The organism is Rhodopseudomonas sp. AAP120 (assembly GCF_001295845.1).
In the GTDB taxonomy this organism is placed as follows: domain Bacteria; phylum Pseudomonadota; class Alphaproteobacteria; order Rhizobiales; family Xanthobacteraceae; genus Rhodopseudomonas.
The window spans coordinates 1-18,143 of record NZ_LJIC01000210.1; the positions used below are offsets into that span (position 1 = coordinate 1).

Consider the following 18,143-nt stretch of genomic DNA (forward strand, 5'->3'; position numbering starts at 1 on the left):
TGTAGCAGACGTCCCAAAAGCCAGCTCTGATTCTGTTACAAACTGAACCGCTCTAGCAAAGTCGAAGCGCCGGCGTCCCTGGCCGAAAGGCCAAGCGCGACGAAACGCAGCAGGCTATGTGCTGCATCAGACATTCCGGCTTCGGGTCTCGAACGCCACACTGTCGCGATCAGGGCAGCCGAGTTTCACACCAAAGACCAGCCCCGAAGGGGCGGCCCAAAGGCTCACACCGACGCGAAGCCTGTCATGTGCGCTAGGTTCTTGAAGAAGATCCGGACATGCGCGATCGGCTTGGCGCGGACCAGCTTCTTGTTCATGTAGGCGTCCCAGGTCAGCTTCTGGACGTCGCGGTCGCGGCAGATGCTGACGAACTGCTCGCGGCGCTTGTCGCTCGCGTACCAGTACCACTGCATCAGGCCGAGGATGCGGAACACCGAGCCGTTGGCGCGCATGAAGCGCTTGCGCGCGCCCTTGAGCGCCTTGGCGTCGGCGGTCTCGAGGAATTCAGCCACCGCCTCGGCCGCGAGGCGGCCGCCGAGCAGCGCGTAGTAGATGCCCTCGCCCGACGCCGGCGCGACCACGCCGGCGGCATCGCCGGCGAGCAGCACGCTGTGGCCGTCGTCCCAGCGCGGCAGCGGGTGCAGCGGGATCGGCGCGCCTTCCTTGCGGATGGTTTCGACCTCGTCGAGCCCGGTCTGCTTGCGCAGCTCGGCGACGGAGTCGCGCAGCGAGAAGCCCTTGTGCATCGAGCCGGTGCCGACGCTGACGGTGTCGCCATGCGGAAACACCCAGCCGTAGAAATCGGGCGACACCTTGCCCTGGTAGTACACGTCGCAGCGCCGGCTCTCATAGGCGGCCCGCTGCTCGGCGCTGGGGGCCTTGATGATCTCGTGATAGGCGAACACGAACGGCACCCGGTCGGCGTCCGGCAGGAACTGCCGCGCCACCGTGGACACCGCGCCGTCGGCGCCGATGATCGCCCGCGCCCGCACGGTTTCTTCCTGCATGCTGCCGTCGGGCTGCCGCGCCTCGTAGTGGACGGTGTTGACGCCGCTCTCGTCGCGCGTGAAGCGCCGGAACAGGCCGGTGCGGCGCTCGGCGCCGACGCTGGCGGCGCGCTTGCGCAGCCACTCGTCGAAATGCTCGCGGTCGACCATGCCGACGAAGCCGCCGTCGATCGGCATGTCGACTTCGACATCGGTCGGCGACACCATGCGGGCGGCGTTGATCTTGGCCACCAGCATGCCGTCGGGAATCGCGAAGTCGCGGATCGCGCGCGGCGGGATCGCGCCGCCGCAAGGCTTGATGCGGCCGGCGCGATCGAGCAGCACCACCCGCTTGCCGGCGCGCGCCAGATCACAAGCCGCGGTAGCGCCCGACGGGCCGCCGCCGACGACGACGACATCATAAATCGCGGAGTTCTCGCTCATCCTATCCTCCCGCCACGGCTGCATTCGACAAATCGACGTCCCGGCCGGCGCTGCGCGCGGAGCGCTGCTGCGCGCGATGCACCCACACCGCCATCACGGCCGACACCACAAACAATCCGGCCTCGGCCGCGAACACCGACGCGTAGGACAGCGCCGGCGAGCTCAGGATCAGCCGCGCCACATCGCTCGCCAGCGTGCCGACGAAGCCGCCGATGCCGAACGCGATCGCCTGCGCGGCGCCCCACAGCCCCATCCGCACGCCTTCGCGCTTCTCGCCGCCGGCGCTCACCAGCTCCATCATCGAGCCAATCGCCGCCACCGCATAGGCGCCGTTGGTGACGCCGAGCAGGAACACGTTTTCGCGCAGCGGCCAGGAGCCGCCGACCATCGCGGCGGTCGAGAGGCCGAGCAGCGCCAGCGCCGAGGCAATGCAGCCGCCGACGGTCCAGACCTTGAGATTGCCGCGCGTCTTCGGCAACAGCGCGCCGATCAGCGGCACCAGCGCCATGCCGAGCAGCGTGCCGCCGTGCTGCACGCTCGACAGTTTGGTGGTCTCGCCCGGCGTGAACGCGAACACCGCGCCGGCGAACGGCTCCAGGATCAGATCCTGGGCGCTGTAGGCCAGCATCGACACGAACACGAAGATGGCGAAGCGGCGCGCCTGCGGCTCGGCCCAGACTTCCTTGATGGCGGCGCGGAACGAACCCTTCTCCGGCGCAGCCACCGGCCCGGCCGCGAGCTTGCCTTCGATTCCCCAGACGCCGATGAAGGTCAGCAGCATCGCGATCAGCGACACCCCGCCCGACACGGCGACCAGCCGCGACGGCGAGAACGGATCGAGCAGATGCCCGGCAAAGCCGGTGGTGACGATGAAGCCGGCGATCATCATCACCCAGACGATGGTGGCGGCCGCGGCGCGGCGCTTGTCGTCGACGCGCTTGGCCAGCAGCACCAGCAGCGACGTGCCGGCGGCCCCGACGCCGCCGCCGATCAGACAGAACGCGACGATCGCCAGCGCGACGCCGAACAGCGGCTGCGTCGCCATCCAGGCGGTCGCCACCGCGGCGAGGAAGCCGCCGAGCGCCAGCACCGCCATGCCGCCGATGATCCACGGCGTGCGGCGCGCGCCGCGATCGGAGCCGTGGCCCCAGGCCGGGCGGAACACCTGCAGTGCATAGTGGATCGCCACCAGCGCACCCGGCAGCATCGCCGGCAGCGCCAGCTCCACCACCATCACCCGGTTGAGGGTCGAGGTGGTGAGCACGACGATGGCGCCGAGGCCGGTCTGCACCAGCCCCATCCGAACTATGCCCAGCCAGGACAGCGGCCGCATCATGATTGCGCTACTCCGATCGCAGTGAAACTCATGCCGGGCCTCCGAACGAGGAGACCGCGACGGCGCTGGCCATCATGCCCGCCACATACAGCGCGACGCCGAGACCGCTGAACCAGGTGGCGCGCGCGACCGGCGCACGCAGGAAGCGCACCATCAGGCCGAGCTGCAGCACCAGCACGAGGCAGACGATCGCCGCGCCGATCGGCCGATCCCACGACAGCAGCAGCGCGATCACGATGACCTGCGGGATCGCCATCACGGCGCAGGCGGTGCGCGCCGCGTTGTCGACGCCGAGCTTGACCGGCAGCGAGCCGACACCGGTCTTGATGTCGCCCTCGATCGACTTGAAATCGTTCAGCGTCATGATGCCGTGGGCGCCGGCGCTGTACAGCAGCGCCAGCGTCACGATCCACCACGGCGGCAGGCCGCCGAGCATCACGGCGGCGCCGGTGAACCAGGCGAAGCCTTCGTAAGTAATCGCGCAGGCGCCGTTGCCGAGCCAGCCGTTCTGCTTCAGCCGGAACGGCGGCATCGAGTACATCCAGGCCAGCACCAGGCCGAGCACGGCGGCGCCGAACACCCAGACGCCGAGCTGGCTGGCGAGCAGCAGCGACGCGGCGGTCCACATGAACGACAGATACAGGCCCCAGCGCCCGGGGATGCGGCCGGAGGGAATCGGCCGGTTCGGTTCGTTGATGGCGTCGACGTCGCGATCGAACCAGTCGTTGACCACCTGGCTGGTGGCGACCAGCAGCGGGCCGCACAGCACGATGCCGGCGATCACTTCGACCCAGCGCGACGAAAGCGGCACGCCCGACGACACCACGCCGCAGGCGAATGCCCACATCGGCGGAAACCAGGTGATCGGGTGCAGCACTTCGAGCACCGCGGACGGTGCGGGGCGCAGCGCCACCGTCTGCGTCGGCGCGTTACTCATCGGCAGCCTCTCCTTCGGGCGCATGCTCCGCGAGGCCGTAGCGGCGCAGTTTGACGTAGAGGCTCTGCCGGCTCAGGCCGAGCATGTCGGCGGCGGAGGCGCGGTTGTCGCCGGTGAGTTCGAGCGCCGCCTCGATCGACAGCTTCTCGATCACATCGGTGGTCTCGCGCACCAGATCGCGCAGCGGCACGCGACCGATCAGCTCGGTGAGCTGCGCCACCGAGCGCGGCAGTTCACGCTTCGAACTGGGCGCAGTCGGCAGCCGCTTCTCGACATTGCGGATGGCGAAGCCGAAGCACGGCTTGTCCTCGAGATCGTTGAGCGCCACGGCCGAGACTTCGACCTCGGCGGCCGCGCCGTATTCGCCGCGCAGCACGGTGGCGAACAGCTTGATGGTGCCGTTCTGCCGCAGATTCGCCAGCGCGACGCTGAGATCGACGCCGGTGCGGCCGAGCCAGCGGTCGAGCAATTCGCCGCGCGCCTGCTCGGCGCTGCCGAGCTGCGCCATCTCCAGGAAAGCCAGGTTGCTGCGCACGACGCGGCCGTCGAACTGCGTGATCACCAGCGCGTCGGCGGCGGATTCGAAGTACTTGAGCAGCAGCGACGCGTTCTTGGCGGCGCCGACCTCGGGGAGCGGCGACTGCGAGGTCAGCCGCACCAGGAACAGCGAGGCATTTTCCTGCCGGAACAGCGAGGCCGCCATGTCGCAGCTCCGCCCCGAACTGGCGAGGCGCAGCTTGGCGCGGCCGTCGCGGCCGGTGGAGCGGACGTCCGCCAGCAGGCTGAGCACCACCGGCTGGTCGGCCGGATCGAAATGGCTGGCGACCGGCGAATTCTGGGTCTGCGGCGCGGCGGAATCGAACATCGCCAGCGTCGCCGGATTGGCGTCGACGATCAGTTCGCTGGTCGCATCCACGATCATGACGGCTTCCGAGGAGACCTGAAACAGCAGGCGATAACGGGTTTCCGCGTGGCGGAGCCGGATGTAGTCCCGCTCCATCGATTGCTGCGCGTTGATTAGCCGTTGCTGCATCATCGCGAGTTGACGCAGATCACGACCGACCACCAGAAGCCGATCGTCGCGCCCGAAACTGATCGCCGAATACAGCACCGGCACGTCGTCGCCGCCGGGCGAGGGGTGGTTCACCTGACGCCAGGTCGCGGTATCGCGCACCGTGGCGTCGAGCAGTAATTCGCGAATTTTGGGCTGTGTGTCGGACGTCACGACGTCCACCAGCCGGGAGCCGAGCCAACGGCCCTGCCCGTCCAGCTCGAGAGCCAGTTCGTCCTTGTTGAACGCTACGTCCCGGATGACGCCCTGCGGATCGATCACCAGCGCGACGTCGGTCGCGGCGGCGATCAGCTTCGCGGCAGACTCAGCACCGAGATCCCCCAGCGACTCCATCGGAGATTTGAACACTTGCACCAGGGCAAATATCCTCCAGCAAAAACTCGTCCCTCCGTCCGGCGTCTGGGTCCACCAAGTCGAGACTTCTTATGGGTCCTAGCCCCTGCGGGCCGCGGGCTGTCTTTCGGCTTGTTTCGGTCTTCCAGGCGCAGGTGGGAAGCGCTTCCTTTACCCCACGCCGCTCCGCACGTCATTATCCGGCGATGAAAGTTTGGAGCGGCAGTGGCTGTTCGGGACGGCTTGGTGTCCGATCAGAAAGCAAACCGCACGCCTGATCGGTTTTATGCAATCAGGCGTGCGCAATCGTGAGTCGCGGCGGTGAGAGAGCGCTACCGCGGCGGAGCCAGACCGTGCTTCACGCCCCAGTCGAACCAGTTGTCGACCACCGGGCCGGTCAGGATGATGCCGATGGCACCGGTCAGCGGGCAGAGCACCGCAAACCACCAAGCCCAGCGATGGATCGATTCGGCCGTGGCGTTGAAGCCCATCGTCCAGCGCCAGAACAGAGCAGCGCGTTCAAGTGCGGTACCGCGGTCCAGCATCTGCTCGATTTCGCGCTCGCCGCCGTAGCGGCTCACGGCCAGGATGGTCGCACCGTGCATGGCGAACAGCAGGGCCGAGCCATACAGGAAGGCGATCGAGAGACAGTGGAAGGGGTTGTAGTACAGGTTGCCGTACTTGATCGAGAAGTTGTTGGTCCAGTCGAGGTGCGGGAAGATGCCGAACGGCGGCGCTTCGCTGAACGACCCCATCAGCACCGGCTGGATGAAGCCGAGCGACAGATAGAGCAGGATCGCGGAGGCGAACGCCCACGACACGTGGGTGCCCATGCCGAGCGCCCGCGAGCGGCGATAGGTGCGCACCCACCACAGCAGGATCGACACCGTCAGGAAGAAGCCGGCGATCAGCCACCAGCCGCCTTCCCTGAGCGGCGGAATGGTCAGACCGTATTCCGGCTTCGGCGGCTCGAGCGCCAGCCAGCAGAACTGCCGCAGGAATTCGATCGGGCTCCAGTCCACCGACGCCAGCATGTTGAGGCCGATGATCTCGATCGCGACGAAGCCGGCCAGCAGCGAGCAGACACCGGTGAAGCCGAGGTAGACGGGGCCGACCTGCGCGTCACCGATTTTGCCGAGCCAGTAGTTGAACGTCGTCTGGGTCTCGCGGGCGGAGCTGCCGGGTCGTAGCGGCACCCCCGCATAGGCAGGTCCCTCAACCTGGACCTGCGTAAAGATGTTCTGATATTGGGCCATGACAAGACTCTCTTGTGACCGGTTGAATTACGAATTCCAGATCGGCAGGTTGCGCCACCAATTCCACCACTCCGGCCACGAACCGCCTTCGGCGAGCACCGGGCCGCTGAGGATCATGCAGACCGCGCTGAAGAACACGGCGGCCAGCGCCAGGAACAGACCGAGGCGGTGAATGCCGATCGTGCCGATCGAGTAGCCGACGAGATCACGGAACACGGTGTTCTCGTGCTCGGGCGACTTCACCGGTTCGCCACGGTCCGGATTGAGGGCCGACAGAACCAGACCGCCATGCAGCGCCAGCGCCAGACAGGTCGTGAAGAAGAAGGTGATCGCGATCATGTGCGCGGGATTGTAGTGGAACTGGCCGTAGGAGTAGCCGGTGTTCGACACCCAATCGAGATGCGTGAAGATGCCGTAGGGGAAGCCGTAGCTCCAGGAGCCCATCAGAACCGGGCGGATCACCACCAAGGTGACGTAGGCGAAGATCGCGAAGCTGAAAGCGAACGGCACGTGATAGCCGATGCCGAGCTTGCGGCAGATCTCGACTTCACGCAGCGCCCACGAGATGAACGCGCCGGTCGCGAAGATCGATACCCATTGCCAGATGCCGCCTTCGGCCAGCGGCGCGAAGCCGAGGCCGTATTTGGCGTCCGGCGGATTGACGCTGATCTGCCACAGGACCCAGGTCGGCCCCATCGCAGTATTCCAGATGATCAGCGCGGTCCCCATCACCGCACAAAACACCGTCGCGACCCCGAAGAACCCGACGTAGAACGGGCCGACCCAGAAGTCGAACAGGTCGCCCCCGATTAGCGTTCCGCCACGAACGCGGTATTTCTTCTCAAAGCTGAGCATTGCCATCGATCGTTCCTCCGCGAGCGCGCCAGGGAAAATCCATCGTGATGTTCCAGTCCAGGTAGCTTCCCGGAAGCGGGCGAGCCCGGCAGATGGGTCCGTTTCCCGCCCGTTCCGGCAAGCAGTGCATGGCGCGCCGTTAGACGGGCATGCTGGTGTAGGTCTGAGAGATCTCAGCCGTCTTCTTCGGGCCGTCCAGCCAGTTGAAGCGGCTGGTGCTCAGCAGGATGAAGTGGATGATGATGGCCAGGCCGAACAGGAACACGAACAGCAGGACCAGCGCGCGACGCGGATCAAACAGAAGCCAAATTCGCCACATGGTAATCGTCTCCCCTTAGCACAGATACGAAGTCATCTGATGGACAGTGTCCATCGCGTAACCGGTGGCCTTCGGCAGCCACGGACGCCACATCCAGGCGAGGATGTGAGCAACAACCGCGACGACGATGAAGAGAAAGAAGCTCGTCACGAAGATCGAGTGGAATTCCTTGGCTTCCGCTTCGGAAAGTCCCGAGATGGAACCGTCACTCATTTGGTACACCTCCTAGTGATGGCCTTTCGGCCGACTCGCCGCCCGAGCGTGGGCGGCAAACGAATGCCGTATCGTTTCCGAAACGACAGCGAGTTACCGTTTCGTTTCCGAGACGGCAGTGTTCCGTCCGGCGGAGCCGGACGAAATTCGAATTACATGCCCATGAACGACGAGGTCACCAGAACGCTCGCGGCGTTGTGGGCCTCGCTGAACACGGATTGAGATTGTCCGGCTTGCTTGCGCCAGGGCATCGCCCGCGTGACGATCGCGCGGACCAGGAACAGCGCGTAGCACGCACCGAACATCAGTCTGCATTCGATCGCAGCGTTATCCTGAAGCACCCTCGAGCGACGGCCGGTGTGGACGTAGTCGGACATCGTCATCTCCTCACTCTTGGATTGCGCATATTTGGTCGCGACATTGTGAACCGCATTGTTCTAGCTCAAATCATCGTTACACCGATTGACCGTCGAGCAGCGCCGCACGCGCTTTGCTGACGAATTCGGTAGTGACTTTTTCCTGTCCGGCGCGGCGAGCGCTGTTTTCGGCGGCATCGCGCAGGCGCTTCGCTGCGGAAATACGCACCAGCACCGGATGAGATTCGAGAACCTGATCGAGCAGGGCTTTCGCCTCGTCGCTCCACAGCAGTTCTTCGTGGCGGCGCGCCGGCGTCGGATCGACGCGATCGAGATCGCTGCCGAGCGGCAGGATGTTGAACAGCGCATCGAACAGCGCGTTGCAGACTTCCTGCACGAGATAAGTGGCGCCCGAATAGCCCATGAACGGCGTGCCGGTGTGCCGGCGGATCACCGCGCCCGGGAACGACGCCGGGATATACACCGCGCGCGCGCCGGCTTCGGCCAGATACATTCTTTCGTTGTAGCTGCCGAACATGATCAGCGGCGGCGTCTGCCGAATCGCGGCCCGCACCGCGTCGTTGTCGGGCTTGACGCCGGCCTTGCGCGAGAACGAGAAGCTGCACGGCAGGCCCATTTCCTCTTCGAGGAAATGCCGGACGCCTCTGGCGTAGGTGTCGGTCGCGACCACCGCGAAGCTGGCGGTACCGAAGAAGTCCTGCGTCACCGAGCGCCACAGATCCCACAGCGGCTTGATGGTAGTATTCTTCTCGCGCTCGATGAACGGCTCCGGGTCGAGCCCGGTCAGCTCGCCGAGCTTGCGCAGGAAGCGCGTGGTCGAATGCAGCCCGATCGGCGCCTGCAGATACGGCCGCTCCAGCGCTTCGCACAGCAGCCGGCCGAACTCGCGATACATGCAGACGTTGACGTCGGCGTTCACCAGCTTCGGAATGTCGGCGAGATGCGTGCCGAGCGGAAACACCATGTTGACTTCGGCGCCAATGCCCTCGATCAGGCGGCGGATCTCGGCGAGGTCCGACGGCATGTTGAAGGTGCCGTAGATCGGGCCGATGATGTTGACGCGCGGCTTCTCGCCGTCCTTGCGGGTGCGCTCCGGAATCTTCTTCGGGCCGTATTCCTTCCACAGCCAGGAGATCGCGCGGTCGGCGCTCTGCCACTGATCCTCGTCGATGGTGCGCGGCAGGAAGCGCTTGATGCCGGTGCCTTCGGGCGTGACGCCGCCGCCGATCATCTCGGCGATCGATCCGGTGACCACGACGGCCGGCAGGAACGGGTCGAGCGCGCGATGCGCGCGCTTCATCGCGCCTTCGGTGCCGAGCTTGCCGAGCTCTTCTTCCCCGAGGCCGGTGACGACGATCGGCAGTTCGTGGGGCGGCAGCGCGTCGGTGTAGTGCAGCACCGAGGTCACCGGCAGATTCTCGCAGCCCACCGGGCCGTCGATGATCACCTGCAGGCCCTTCACCGCGGTGAAGGCATAGACGGCGCCCCAATAGCCGCCGGCGCGATCGTGATCGAGGACAAGCATCAGATCATCTCCTCCGCCTTGCGCTTCTTGGCTGCGGCTTCGATCTGCTTGCGATACTTCTCGCGGAACGCCGGGTAGTCCTTCGGCGTGTCGGTCCAGATGCCGGCGCCGGGGCCCTGCCCGACATCGCCGAAGAACTCTTTCATCTCGTCGAAGCGCGCCTGATTGGCGAGCGCCGCGTTGATCACCTGCGCCAGCGAGCCGGCGCCGGCGACGCCGAACAGCGGCCGCGCCGAAATCAGATTGGTGAAGTACAAAGACGGGATCGCCATGGTCTTGGCCTTCTGCACCACCGGAGTGGTGCCGATCGCCAGATCCGGACGGAATTCGTCGACCGCCGCGAAATCCTGCTCGAGCGAGGCGCGGTATTGCACCCGCACGCCCTTGGCTTCGAGCCACTCGCGATCGAGGTCGGACCACGGCGTGCGCGGCACCGCGGTGCCGACATAGGGTACGTCCGCGCCGCTTTCGATGAGCAGCCGCGCCACCAGCAGTTCGGAGCCCTCGTAGCCCGAGACGGTGATGCGCGCGTTGATCGGCTTGGCGGCGAGCGCGGCTTTGATGGCCGGCAGGAAGCGGTTCTTGGCGGCGTCGATCTTGTCGCGCGAGACGTTGCAGGCGGTGCCGATCGCTTCAAGCCAGGTCTCGGTGCCGTCATGACCGACCGGCGCGGAGCCGACGGTCTTGCGGCCGGCGAGATCGAACTGGCGGATGCAAGCCTTGTAGAACGGATGGATCGCCGCGACGACTTCGCAGTCGAGCGCCGCATACAGCTCGCGCCATTCGCGGGTCGGCACCACCGGACCGGCGGCGAGGCCGAGCGGCTCCAGCATCATGTTGATGCCGACCGGATCGGCCGGAAACATCTCGCCGAGCAGCGTCACCGTCGGCCGCTCGCTGCGGCCGCCGCGCGGCGCCTGCACCGGGCCCTGCTCGGCTTCCTTGCGGGCGTATTCGAGCATCGCCCCGGCCAGCACGTCCTTGGCTTCGGCGTGAGTCGGGACGCCGAAGCCCGGCACGTCGATGCCGACGATGCGCACGCCGTTGATCTCGTTCGGCAGCAGATCGAGTGGCACGCCGGATGCGGTCGGCACGCAGAGATTGGTGATGATGATCGTGTCGTAGTGCTCGGGATCGGCGAGCTTGTAGACCGCGTCGCGGATGTCTTCGAACAGCTTGCCGGTGACCAGCGTCTCCGAGCTGAACGGCACGTAGCCGACGGTGCGGCGCGCGCCGTAGAAGTGCGACACGAAGGTCAGGCCATACACACAGCAGGCCGAGCCGGACAGGATCGTCGCGGTCCGGCGCATGCGCAGGCCGACGCGCAGCGAGCCGAACGCCGGGCACATGCTCTGCGGCTGATCGTGCGGGCCCTTCGGATAGTCCTCGGCGTAGCGCTCGAGCAGCTCGCTCTTGCCGGCCGCCTGCGCGGCGGCCTTCATCTCGGCCGCGCCGGCGTGACAGCCGAGGCCGTCGGTCTTGGTCGCCGCGACGTTGATCTCGGCAGACGCGCCGTCGGCAGCTGCGCCATCAGACATGGCCTCGACATCGACCGGATCGGTGACAACCGATTCGCCGATCGGACCTGCATAGCGAGACATGACGTTCATGACGAAACTCCGGACCCGCTGCGCTTCACACCGCGTCGTAGATCACTTCGAGCGACGGCTTGTTCAGCACCGCGGCGCCGCACATGTCTTCCATCGTGGCCGGCTGCAGCACGACATCGCGGCCGGTGACGTCGCTGGAGAACAGGCCGAGCAGGCCGTCCTGGGTCAGCGGCTTCGGCCGCACCGGCGGCGCGGTGGCGACGTTCTCGGCGAGCGTTGCGAACAGCGGCCCCCACTGCCCGTCCGGCAGGCCGACGATCTCGTAGTTCGCGCTCTTGCGGCGGATGCCTTCGTCGGCAGGAATCGCCGACAGCACCGGGATTCCGGCGGCCTGCGCGAAGGCCTGCGCTTCGCCGGTGCCGTCGTCCTTGTTGATCACCATGCCGGCGACGCCGACATTGCCGCCGAGCTTGCGGAAGTACTCGACCGCCGAGCAGACGTTGTTGGCGACGTACAGCGACTGCAGGTCGTTGGAGCCGACGATGATCACCTTCTGGCACATGTCGCGGGCGATCGGCAGACCGAAGCCGCCGCACACCACGTCGCCCAGGAAGTCGAGCAGCACGTAGTCGAAGCCCCATTCGTGGAAGCCGAGCTTCTCCAGCGTCTCGAAGCCGTGGATGATGCCGCGGCCGCCGCAGCCGCGGCCGACTTCCGGTCCGCCGAGCTCCATCGCGAACACGCCGTCGCGCTTGAAGCAAACGTCGCTGATGGTGACTTCCTCGCCGGCGAGCTTCTTCTTCGACGAGGTCTCGATGATGGTCGGCGTCGCCTTGCCGCCGAACAGCAGCGAGGTGGTGTCGCTCTTCGGATCGCAGCCGATCAGCAGCACCTTCTTGCCCTGCTGGGCCATCATGTAGCTGAGGTTGGCGAGCGTGAAGCTCTTGCCGATGCCGCCCTTGCCGTAGATCGCGATGATCTGGGTTTCCTTGGTGACGGGAGTCGTCACCGGAGCGTCGGGTTCGATCGACGCTTCGGCCCGGAGTTGTGCGTCTTGCAGCTTGATCTGCGGAACGACGTTCATCAGCTCGGTCTCCAGTTCAGAACCATTTTGAGGCATGCAGGGTCTTCGAAAGCGATCCGATAGGCGTCGGGGGCCGACGCCGCCTCCTGGTGGTGTGTGATCAGTCCGTCGAGCGAGAGCTTGCCGCTGTCGATCAGCGCCTTGGTGGCGGCGATGTCCGGCGGCTGCCATTCCGCCGCGATCCGGATCCGGGCTTCACGCATGAAAGCCTGAGGGAATGCGAAGGACAGCGGCTCGCTGTAAAAACCAGCGAGCACGATCTCGCCGGTCGCCGCGATGCGCGAAATCAAAACGTCGAGGAGTTTGGGGTCGCCGCTGACGTCGTAGATGCTACGATAGTCGCGTCGCTCGTCGGTCTCGGGATCGATCACCGCGTAGCCGTGCGCGCCACCGGTACGCACCGGGTTTTTCTCCCACACCGTCGGCGGCGGATTGCCGAGCGCGATCGAGATCCGCGCCAGCAGGCGGCCGAGCACGCCGTGACCGACGATGCAGTCCGGCGGCGTCGCGCCACGCGCCGCGATGGCGTGATAAGCGGTCGCCGCAAGAGCTATCAGGATACCGCGCTCGCCGAGCTGCTGATCGAGCGGCACGACGCGCTTGGCCGGAACGACAAGGCGCGAAGCCGATGCGCCGAACAGGCCGCGAACCTCGCCGAAGCATTTCGCGCCGGGCACGAACACCATCTGGCCCGGCTGCAAGTCGGTCGCGGCGCCGGCCTCGACGACTTCGCCGACCGACTCGTACCCCGGCACCAGCGGATAACCCATTCCGGGGAATGGCGGCATCCGGCCGGACCACAACAGCCTTTCGGTCCCGGTGCTGACCCCGCTCCAGGCAACATCGACAACGACGTCATCGGCAGTCGGCGCCGTGAGGCTGAGGCGACTGAGTTCGACGTGTTGTGGCTGCTTGAGGACGACCGCGATGGTTTCCATCGCCTACTCCAATCCAGGCGGCAGAGTCCCGCCGCTGGAGTGTCAGAGTAAACTGACGGAATGCAGTGTCAAGCTAGATTAACACATCGGGCGCTTGATTGCGGTAATTACGGAGGCGACCATGGGCATCGGAACCGCGTGCAACCGGATGTCGCCGAAGCCGGCCTCCTCCAGCAGCTGGCGCAGCCGGGCGAAGGTGCGGCCCTGGCCGGTCCCCATCGCCCGCAAATAGAAGGCGAAATAGGCGTCGGTGGAGGATTCGCGGCCGGGCGGGCCGGCGAGCGGCTCGGCGATCAGCAATTTGCCATTGTCCGGCAGCGCCTTGTGGACGGCGCGCAGCAGCGCGGTGACGACGTCGTCGTCATGGTCGTGGATGATGCGGACCAGCGAGACGATGTCGGCGCCTTCGGGCAGCGGATCGTCGCGAAAACTGCCGCCGATCGCGGTGGCGCGGCCGGCGAGGCCGTTCGCCGCAAACCGCTCGGCGGCTTTGGCGGCGACCGCCGGCAGATCGAACAGCATCACGCGCAGGTCGGGCGTGTGCGCCGCGACCGCCGACAGGAACGAGCCGTCGCCGCCGCCGACGTCGAGCAGGCAGCGATGCTGCTTGAACGACACGACGTGCAGCACTTCACGCGCGATCATCGGCTGCGAGGCGGCCATCAGCGCGGTGTAGGGCGACACTTGCTCGACGCCGAGATTGGCCGCGCCCTCGCCGCGCACATAGGCCCAATACGCCGCGAGTTCGCCGCCGCCGCGCGGGCCGCGCAGCATCGCGAGCGGGTCGGCGAGGTCGCGGTACAGCATCGCGTGATGCTCGACCAACGCGCGGACGCCGGGATTGCCGCACAGCTCGGCGCCGAGCTGGCCGAGGCCGTAGCGGCCGCCGCTGCGCGGCTGCACCAGCTTCAGCGCGGTCGCAGCGTCGAGCAGGAGCTGCATCGACTCGAGCGGCAGCGACAGCCGTTGCGCCAGTTCGCCGGCGCTGGCGGGGCGCTCGCGCAGCAGCTCGAACAGCCGCAGCTGCACGCAGGCGAGCAGGATCTGGGAATAGACGAAGCCGGCGACGATATCGAACATCGCGCCTGCACGGCGGCGCGCCACGCCGCGGGTCAGCGGGAACACCGCGGCGAAGCGCTGGAAGCGCGCACTCGACAGGATGGTGTCGCGCCAGCCGAGCAGCCGATCACGCAGACTGAAGGAACTCATCACTCCTGCTACCACCGGCCGGCCGCAAAGGCCAAGCCGGAGCGCATCACGCCGCAGTCGCGGCGAGCTTGGCGGGCACCAGGCGGGTGGCTTCCGACATGATCAGCGAGCGCAGCTCGTTGCCGTTGGAGCACGGCGGCATCGCATCGACCGCGCCGCGCACCAGCGACTTGAGGTGATAGATCGCGCCGTCGATGCCCATCTCGCGCACCGCGCTGGGGCGGTCATGCGCAATGTCCTGGCCGACCGGCTTGCCGATCTCGTCTTCGTCAGCGGCGGCATCGCGCAGGTCGTCGGCGACCTGATAGGCTTCGCCGATCTTCTCGCCGACCATCCGCCAGGGTTCGGGATCGGCACCAGCCGAAGCCGCGCCGGCCGCGGTGGCGGCGACGAACAGCGCGCCGGTCTTGGAGCGGTGATAATGCGCGAGGTTGATCTCGGACTCGCATTCCCAGGCCTGCCCGGCAACGATTCCGAGCGGCACGCCGACGGCGCTGCCGATGATCTGGGTCAACTTCAGCAGCCGCTCGGGCTGGCAAGACACCCGGGCGATCGACTGGAACGCCAGCACGATCAGCGCGTCGCCAGTCAGCACGGCGAGCGGCTCGCCGAACGCCTTGTGCACCGAGGGACGGCCGCGGCGCAGATCGGCGCCGTCGAAACAGGGGAGATCGTCGTGCACCAGCGAGGCGCAGTGCATCAGCTCGAGGGCGGCGCCGGCGGCTTCAGTGGCGGCCGGATTGTCCTCCCCGCAGGCCGCCGCGACGCTGTGGCAAAGTCGTGGCCGCACCCGCGCGCCGCGCGGGAACACGGCGCTGCGCATCGCGGCCGCGAGCCGGGGCGGACAGCCTGCGAGGTCGGCCTGGTTGAGGGCCTCGGTGAGGGCGCGCTCGATCCGGTTGGTCACGTCCATGGCAGACTCCCGCTCTAAAGCCAGCAAGTGTCAATTTAACTTGTCATCGGCGACTGTAAGTTATTATGGACACCTGTCAATGACATGGCGCAATGACACTTAAGGCGGAGTGGGAGTCGGCATGAGGGATCTGGCCGCACGGAATCGGGTGGTGATCGTCGGCGCCGGCGTGGCCGGGCTGACCTCCGCCATCGCCCTGGCCGCACGCGGTCTGGATGTCACCGTGGTCGAGCGCGCCGCCGCCCCCGGCGGCAAGATCCGCGAGGTCGGGATCGGCGCCGCACGGATCGACAGCGGCCCGACCGTGTTCACCATGCGCTGGGTGTTCGAAGAATTGTTCGCCGGCGCCGGGCTGAACTTCGCCGACGCCGTCAAGCTACTTCCGCTCTCGGTGCTGGCGCGGCATGCCTGGGACGACAAGACGCGGCTTGATCTGTTCGCGGACGAAGCGCGCTCGGCGGATGCGATCGGTGATTTCGCCGGCGCCGCCGAGGCGAAGCGCTACCAGCAGTTCTGCGCCGACAGCCGCAAGATCTATCAGATCCTCGAGAAGCCGTTCCTGCGTGCCACCGCGCCGAGCCTGCCCGGCCTCGCCACCGCAGGCGGCATCGGCGGACTGATCGAACTGCGCAAGATCCGGCCGTTCACCACGATGTGGAATGCGCTCGGCGATTACTTCAAGGACCCGCGGCTGCGTCAATTATTTGGCCGCTACGCGACCTATTGCGGCTCCTCGCCGTTCCAGGCGCCGGCGACGCTGATGCTGGTGGCGCATGTCGAGCAGCAGGGGGTGTGGATCATCGAGGGCGGCATGCACGCGCTGGCCCGCGCGCTGGCCGATTGCGCCACCAGGCTCGGCGCCACCATCCGCTACGAGCAGGAGGTGCGCGAGATCATGGTGTCGGGCGGCCGCGCCGCCGGCGTGATCCTGACGAACGGCGATCGCATCGAGGCGTCGTCGGTGATCGTCAACGCCGATGTCGGTGCCCTGCCCGCCGGCCTGTTCGGCGGAGCCGTGCAGCGCGCCGCTGCCCCGATCGCGCCGAAGCTGCGCTCGCTGTCGGCGATGACCTGGAGCCTGGTGGCGAAGACCGACGGCTTTCCGCTCAGCCGGCATTCGGTGTTCTTCTCGCGCGACTACGCGCGCGAGTTCACCGACATCTTTGGCCGCGGCGAAGTACCAAGCGAGCCGACCGTGTATATCTGCGGCCAGGATCGCATCGACGACGAGGCGAGGCTCCGCGACGGCGGCGAGGAAGAATTGCTGGTGCTGGTCAACGCGCCGCCGATCGGCGACCGCAAGCGCTTCGATGCGGACGAGATCGCGCGCGTGACGCAGCGGACCTTCGCCGTGCTGGAGCGCTGCGGCCTGCGGATCGATGCCCGCCCCGACCAGACGCAAGTCACCACGCCGGAGGACTTCAACCGGCTGTTTCCGGCGACCGGGGGCGCGCTGTACGGCCGCGCCTCGCACGGCTGGAGCGCATCGTTCGAACGCCCCGGCGCGCGCACCAAGGTGCCGGGTCTGTATCTCGCCGGCGGCAGTACGCATCCCGGCCCCGGCGTGCCGATGGCCGGCCTGTCCGGCCGCGCCGCCGCGACCAGCCTGCTGGCCGATCTCGACGCCGAGGCGCAGCGGCTGAAGCCGGCCGCCTCCAAAGCCACCTGAAACTCATCGAATAAAGTGTAAGATCCGACCTGATGATTGCCTGGCCCAACGAGACCGACGAACGCCGCGCCGGATTCAACCTCGACGTTCCGCCGAACGGTTATGCCTGGTGGTACGTCGACGCGATCAGCGACGACGGCCGCGAAGGCCTCACCATCATCGCCTTCATCGGCAGCGTGTTCTCGCCCTACTACGCGTTCGCCCGGCGCGGCGGCACGGCCGATCCGCTGAACCACTGCGCGCTCAATGTCGCGCTGTATCATCAGGACAGCAAGCGCTGGACCATGACCGAGCGCTCGCGTCGCAAGGTCGCGCGCAACCTCCGCTCGTTCCTGATCGGCCCAAGCGATCTCGGCTGGGACGGCCGCGCGCTGACCATCAACATCAACGAGCTGAGCGCACCGATCCCGGGCCGGATCAAGGGCCGCGTCCGCGTCATCCCGCAAATGCTGACGAAGAATTACTTCGTGCTGAACGAGGACGGCAATCACCGCTGGTGGCCGATCGCGCCGCGCTCGCGGATCGAAGTGACGCTCGACCAGCCGCAGCTGTCGTGGCAGGGCGAAGCCTATCTCGATACGAATGCCGGCGACGCGCCGATCGAGACCGGCTTCACCCATTGGGAATGGGCGCGCGGCGCGCTGCGCGACACCACCGCGATCCTGTACGAAGCCGAACGCCGGGGCGGCAGCCGCATCGACCTCGCCATCACCTTCGACGCGCAAGGCAATCTCGAGCACTTCACCCCGCCGCCTCTGCTGCCCCTGCCCCGCTCCGGCTGGCGCATCGACCGCAGCGCCCGCAGCGAAGCCGATGCACGAATCGTCCGCACCGTCGAAGACACCCCGTTCTACGCCCGCTCGATGATCGAAACCACGCTGCTCGGCGAACGCGTCACCCTGATGCACGAAAGCCTGTCGCTCGACCGCTTCAAGATGCCGGTGGTGCAAGCGATGCTGCCGTTCAGGATGCCGAGGCGGACGTGAGGGGCTGCGTGTCCTCGTGCGAGCACTGAACAGCCTCATGGTGAGGAGGCGCATCGCACTACCTATCAACGCGCACGGCCTCTCATGGCGCCGTCTCGAACCATGGGGTGAGCCACGCGCATTGCGTCGCTCATCCTTCGA

The 18,143-nt window shown here is 66.8% G+C and carries 17 protein-coding genes; 2 read left to right on the forward strand and 15 right to left on the reverse strand.

Annotated elements, in window-relative coordinates; genetic code table 11:
- Window positions 1-224 precede the first annotated feature (224 nt).
- From IP86_RS26845 to IP86_RS26915, 15 genes are all read right to left on the reverse strand, one after another.
- Window positions 225-1,430 (reverse strand): geranylgeranyl diphosphate reductase, encoded by a 1,206-nt coding sequence (locus IP86_RS26845; RefSeq protein WP_054165511.1) that lies wholly within the window; start codon window positions 1,428-1,430, stop codon window positions 225-227.
- Between the two features lies 1 nt (window position 1,431).
- Complete coding sequence (locus IP86_RS26850) at window positions 1,432-2,766, reverse strand: BCD family MFS transporter (protein WP_054165512.1); 1,335 nt, start codon at window positions 2,764-2,766, stop codon at window positions 1,432-1,434.
- A 28-nt stretch (window positions 2,767-2,794) separates the two neighbouring features.
- A complete protein-coding gene (gene chlG, locus IP86_RS26855) occupies window positions 2,795-3,703 on the reverse strand; it encodes a chlorophyll synthase ChlG (protein ID WP_054165524.1) in 909 nt (302 codons plus the stop codon).
- Window positions 3,696-5,129, reverse strand: a complete 1,434-nt coding sequence (gene ppsR / locus IP86_RS26860; protein WP_054165513.1) for a transcriptional regulator PpsR — start codon at window positions 5,127-5,129, stop codon at window positions 3,696-3,698. Before ppsR ends, chlG begins: the two co-directional genes overlap by 8 nt.
- A 311-nt stretch (window positions 5,130-5,440) precedes the next feature.
- Window positions 5,441-6,364 (reverse strand): photosynthetic reaction center subunit M, encoded by a 924-nt coding sequence (pufM, locus tag IP86_RS26865; protein ID WP_054165514.1) that lies wholly within the window; start codon window positions 6,362-6,364, stop codon window positions 5,441-5,443.
- A gap of 27 nt (window positions 6,365-6,391) precedes the next feature.
- On the reverse strand, window positions 6,392-7,225 hold the full coding sequence (gene pufL, locus IP86_RS26870) for a photosynthetic reaction center subunit L (RefSeq protein WP_054165515.1): 834 nt from the start codon (window positions 7,223-7,225) through the stop codon (window positions 6,392-6,394).
- A 133-nt stretch (window positions 7,226-7,358) separates the two neighbouring features.
- Complete coding sequence (pufA, locus tag IP86_RS26875; protein WP_011442873.1) at window positions 7,359-7,538, reverse strand: light-harvesting antenna LH1, alpha subunit; 180 nt, start codon at window positions 7,536-7,538, stop codon at window positions 7,359-7,361.
- A gap of 15 nt (window positions 7,539-7,553) precedes the next feature.
- Window positions 7,554-7,751: a light-harvesting antenna LH1, beta subunit gene (pufB, locus tag IP86_RS26880; protein ID WP_054165516.1), complete on the reverse strand. Its 198-nt coding sequence runs from the start codon at window positions 7,749-7,751 to the stop codon at window positions 7,554-7,556.
- 152 nt (window positions 7,752-7,903) lie between these two features.
- A complete protein-coding gene (locus tag IP86_RS26885; RefSeq protein WP_054165525.1) occupies window positions 7,904-8,128 on the reverse strand; it encodes a hypothetical protein in 225 nt (74 codons plus the stop codon).
- Between the two features lie 76 nt (window positions 8,129-8,204).
- A complete protein-coding gene (gene bchZ / locus IP86_RS26890; protein WP_054165517.1) occupies window positions 8,205-9,653 on the reverse strand; it encodes a chlorophyllide a reductase subunit Z in 1,449 nt (482 codons plus the stop codon).
- Complete coding sequence (gene bchY / locus IP86_RS26895; protein ID WP_082364285.1) at window positions 9,653-11,263, reverse strand: chlorophyllide a reductase subunit Y; 1,611 nt, start codon at window positions 11,261-11,263, stop codon at window positions 9,653-9,655. Before bchY ends, bchZ begins: the two co-directional genes overlap by 1 nt.
- Window positions 11,264-11,288: 25 nt before the next feature.
- Window positions 11,289-12,287: a chlorophyllide a reductase iron protein subunit X gene (locus IP86_RS26900; RefSeq protein WP_054165518.1), complete on the reverse strand. Its 999-nt coding sequence runs from the start codon at window positions 12,285-12,287 to the stop codon at window positions 11,289-11,291.
- A complete protein-coding gene (gene bchC / locus IP86_RS26905) occupies window positions 12,287-13,225 on the reverse strand; it encodes a chlorophyll synthesis pathway protein BchC (protein WP_054165519.1) in 939 nt (312 codons plus the stop codon). The genes IP86_RS26900 and bchC overlap by 1 nt, the downstream gene beginning before the upstream one ends.
- A gap of 78 nt (window positions 13,226-13,303) precedes the next feature.
- Window positions 13,304-14,434 carry a methyltransferase gene (locus tag IP86_RS26910; protein ID WP_054165520.1) on the reverse strand — a complete coding sequence of 377 codons (1,131 nt, stop codon included), beginning with the start codon at window positions 14,432-14,434 and terminating at the stop codon, window positions 13,304-13,306.
- Window positions 14,435-14,480: 46 nt separating this feature from the next.
- A complete protein-coding gene (locus tag IP86_RS26915) occupies window positions 14,481-15,347 on the reverse strand; it encodes a polyprenyl synthetase family protein (protein ID WP_054165521.1) in 867 nt (288 codons plus the stop codon).
- 121 nt (window positions 15,348-15,468) lie between these two features.
- Here IP86_RS26915 and crtD point away from each other — a divergent pair, with 121 nt between their 5' ends.
- Window positions 15,469-17,016 (forward strand): 1-hydroxycarotenoid 3,4-desaturase CrtD, encoded by a 1,548-nt coding sequence (gene crtD / locus IP86_RS26920; RefSeq protein ID WP_054165522.1) that lies wholly within the window; start codon window positions 15,469-15,471, stop codon window positions 17,014-17,016.
- A 32-nt stretch (window positions 17,017-17,048) separates the two neighbouring features.
- On the forward strand, window positions 17,049-18,002 hold the full coding sequence (locus IP86_RS26925) for a carotenoid 1,2-hydratase (RefSeq protein ID WP_054165523.1): 954 nt from the start codon (window positions 17,049-17,051) through the stop codon (window positions 18,000-18,002).
- Window positions 18,003-18,143 lie beyond the last annotated feature (141 nt).

Bases quoted from the DNA above. Each gene is read 5' to 3' on its own strand.
- IP86_RS26845 (WP_054165511.1), bottom strand. From the start codon at position 1,430: ATGAGCGAGAACTCCGCGATTTATGATGTCGTCGTCGTCGGCGGCGGC.
- IP86_RS26850 (WP_054165512.1), bottom strand. From the start codon at position 2,766: ATGATGCGGCCGCTGTCCTGGCTGGGCATAGTTCGGATGGGGCTGGTG.
- chlG (WP_054165524.1), bottom strand. From the start codon at position 3,703: ATGAGTAACGCGCCGACGCAGACGGTGGCGCTGCGCCCCGCACCGTCC.
- pufM (WP_054165514.1), bottom strand. From the start codon at position 6,364: ATGGCCCAATATCAGAACATCTTTACGCAGGTCCAGGTTGAGGGACCT.
- pufL (WP_054165515.1), bottom strand. From the start codon at position 7,225: ATGGCAATGCTCAGCTTTGAGAAGAAATACCGCGTTCGTGGCGGAACG.
- pufA (WP_011442873.1), bottom strand. From the start codon at position 7,538: ATGTGGCGAATTTGGCTTCTGTTTGATCCGCGTCGCGCGCTGGTCCTG.
- pufB (WP_054165516.1), bottom strand. From the start codon at position 7,751: ATGAGTGACGGTTCCATCTCGGGACTTTCCGAAGCGGAAGCCAAGGAA.
- IP86_RS26885 (WP_054165525.1), bottom strand. From the start codon at position 8,128: ATGTCCGACTACGTCCACACCGGCCGTCGCTCGAGGGTGCTTCAGGAT.
- bchZ (WP_054165517.1), bottom strand. From the start codon at position 9,653: ATGCTTGTCCTCGATCACGATCGCGCCGGCGGCTATTGGGGCGCCGTC.
- bchY (WP_082364285.1), bottom strand. From the start codon at position 11,263: ATGAACGTCATGTCTCGCTATGCAGGTCCGATCGGCGAATCGGTTGTC.
- IP86_RS26900 (WP_054165518.1), bottom strand. From the start codon at position 12,287: ATGAACGTCGTTCCGCAGATCAAGCTGCAAGACGCACAACTCCGGGCC.
- bchC (WP_054165519.1), bottom strand. From the start codon at position 13,225: ATGGAAACCATCGCGGTCGTCCTCAAGCAGCCACAACACGTCGAACTC.
- IP86_RS26910 (WP_054165520.1), bottom strand. From the start codon at position 14,434: ATGAGTTCCTTCAGTCTGCGTGATCGGCTGCTCGGCTGGCGCGACACC.
- IP86_RS26915 (WP_054165521.1), bottom strand. From the start codon at position 15,347: ATGGACGTGACCAACCGGATCGAGCGCGCCCTCACCGAGGCCCTCAAC.
- crtD (WP_054165522.1), top strand. From the start codon at position 15,469: ATGAGGGATCTGGCCGCACGGAATCGGGTGGTGATCGTCGGCGCCGGC.
- IP86_RS26925 (WP_054165523.1), top strand. From the start codon at position 17,049: ATGATTGCCTGGCCCAACGAGACCGACGAACGCCGCGCCGGATTCAAC.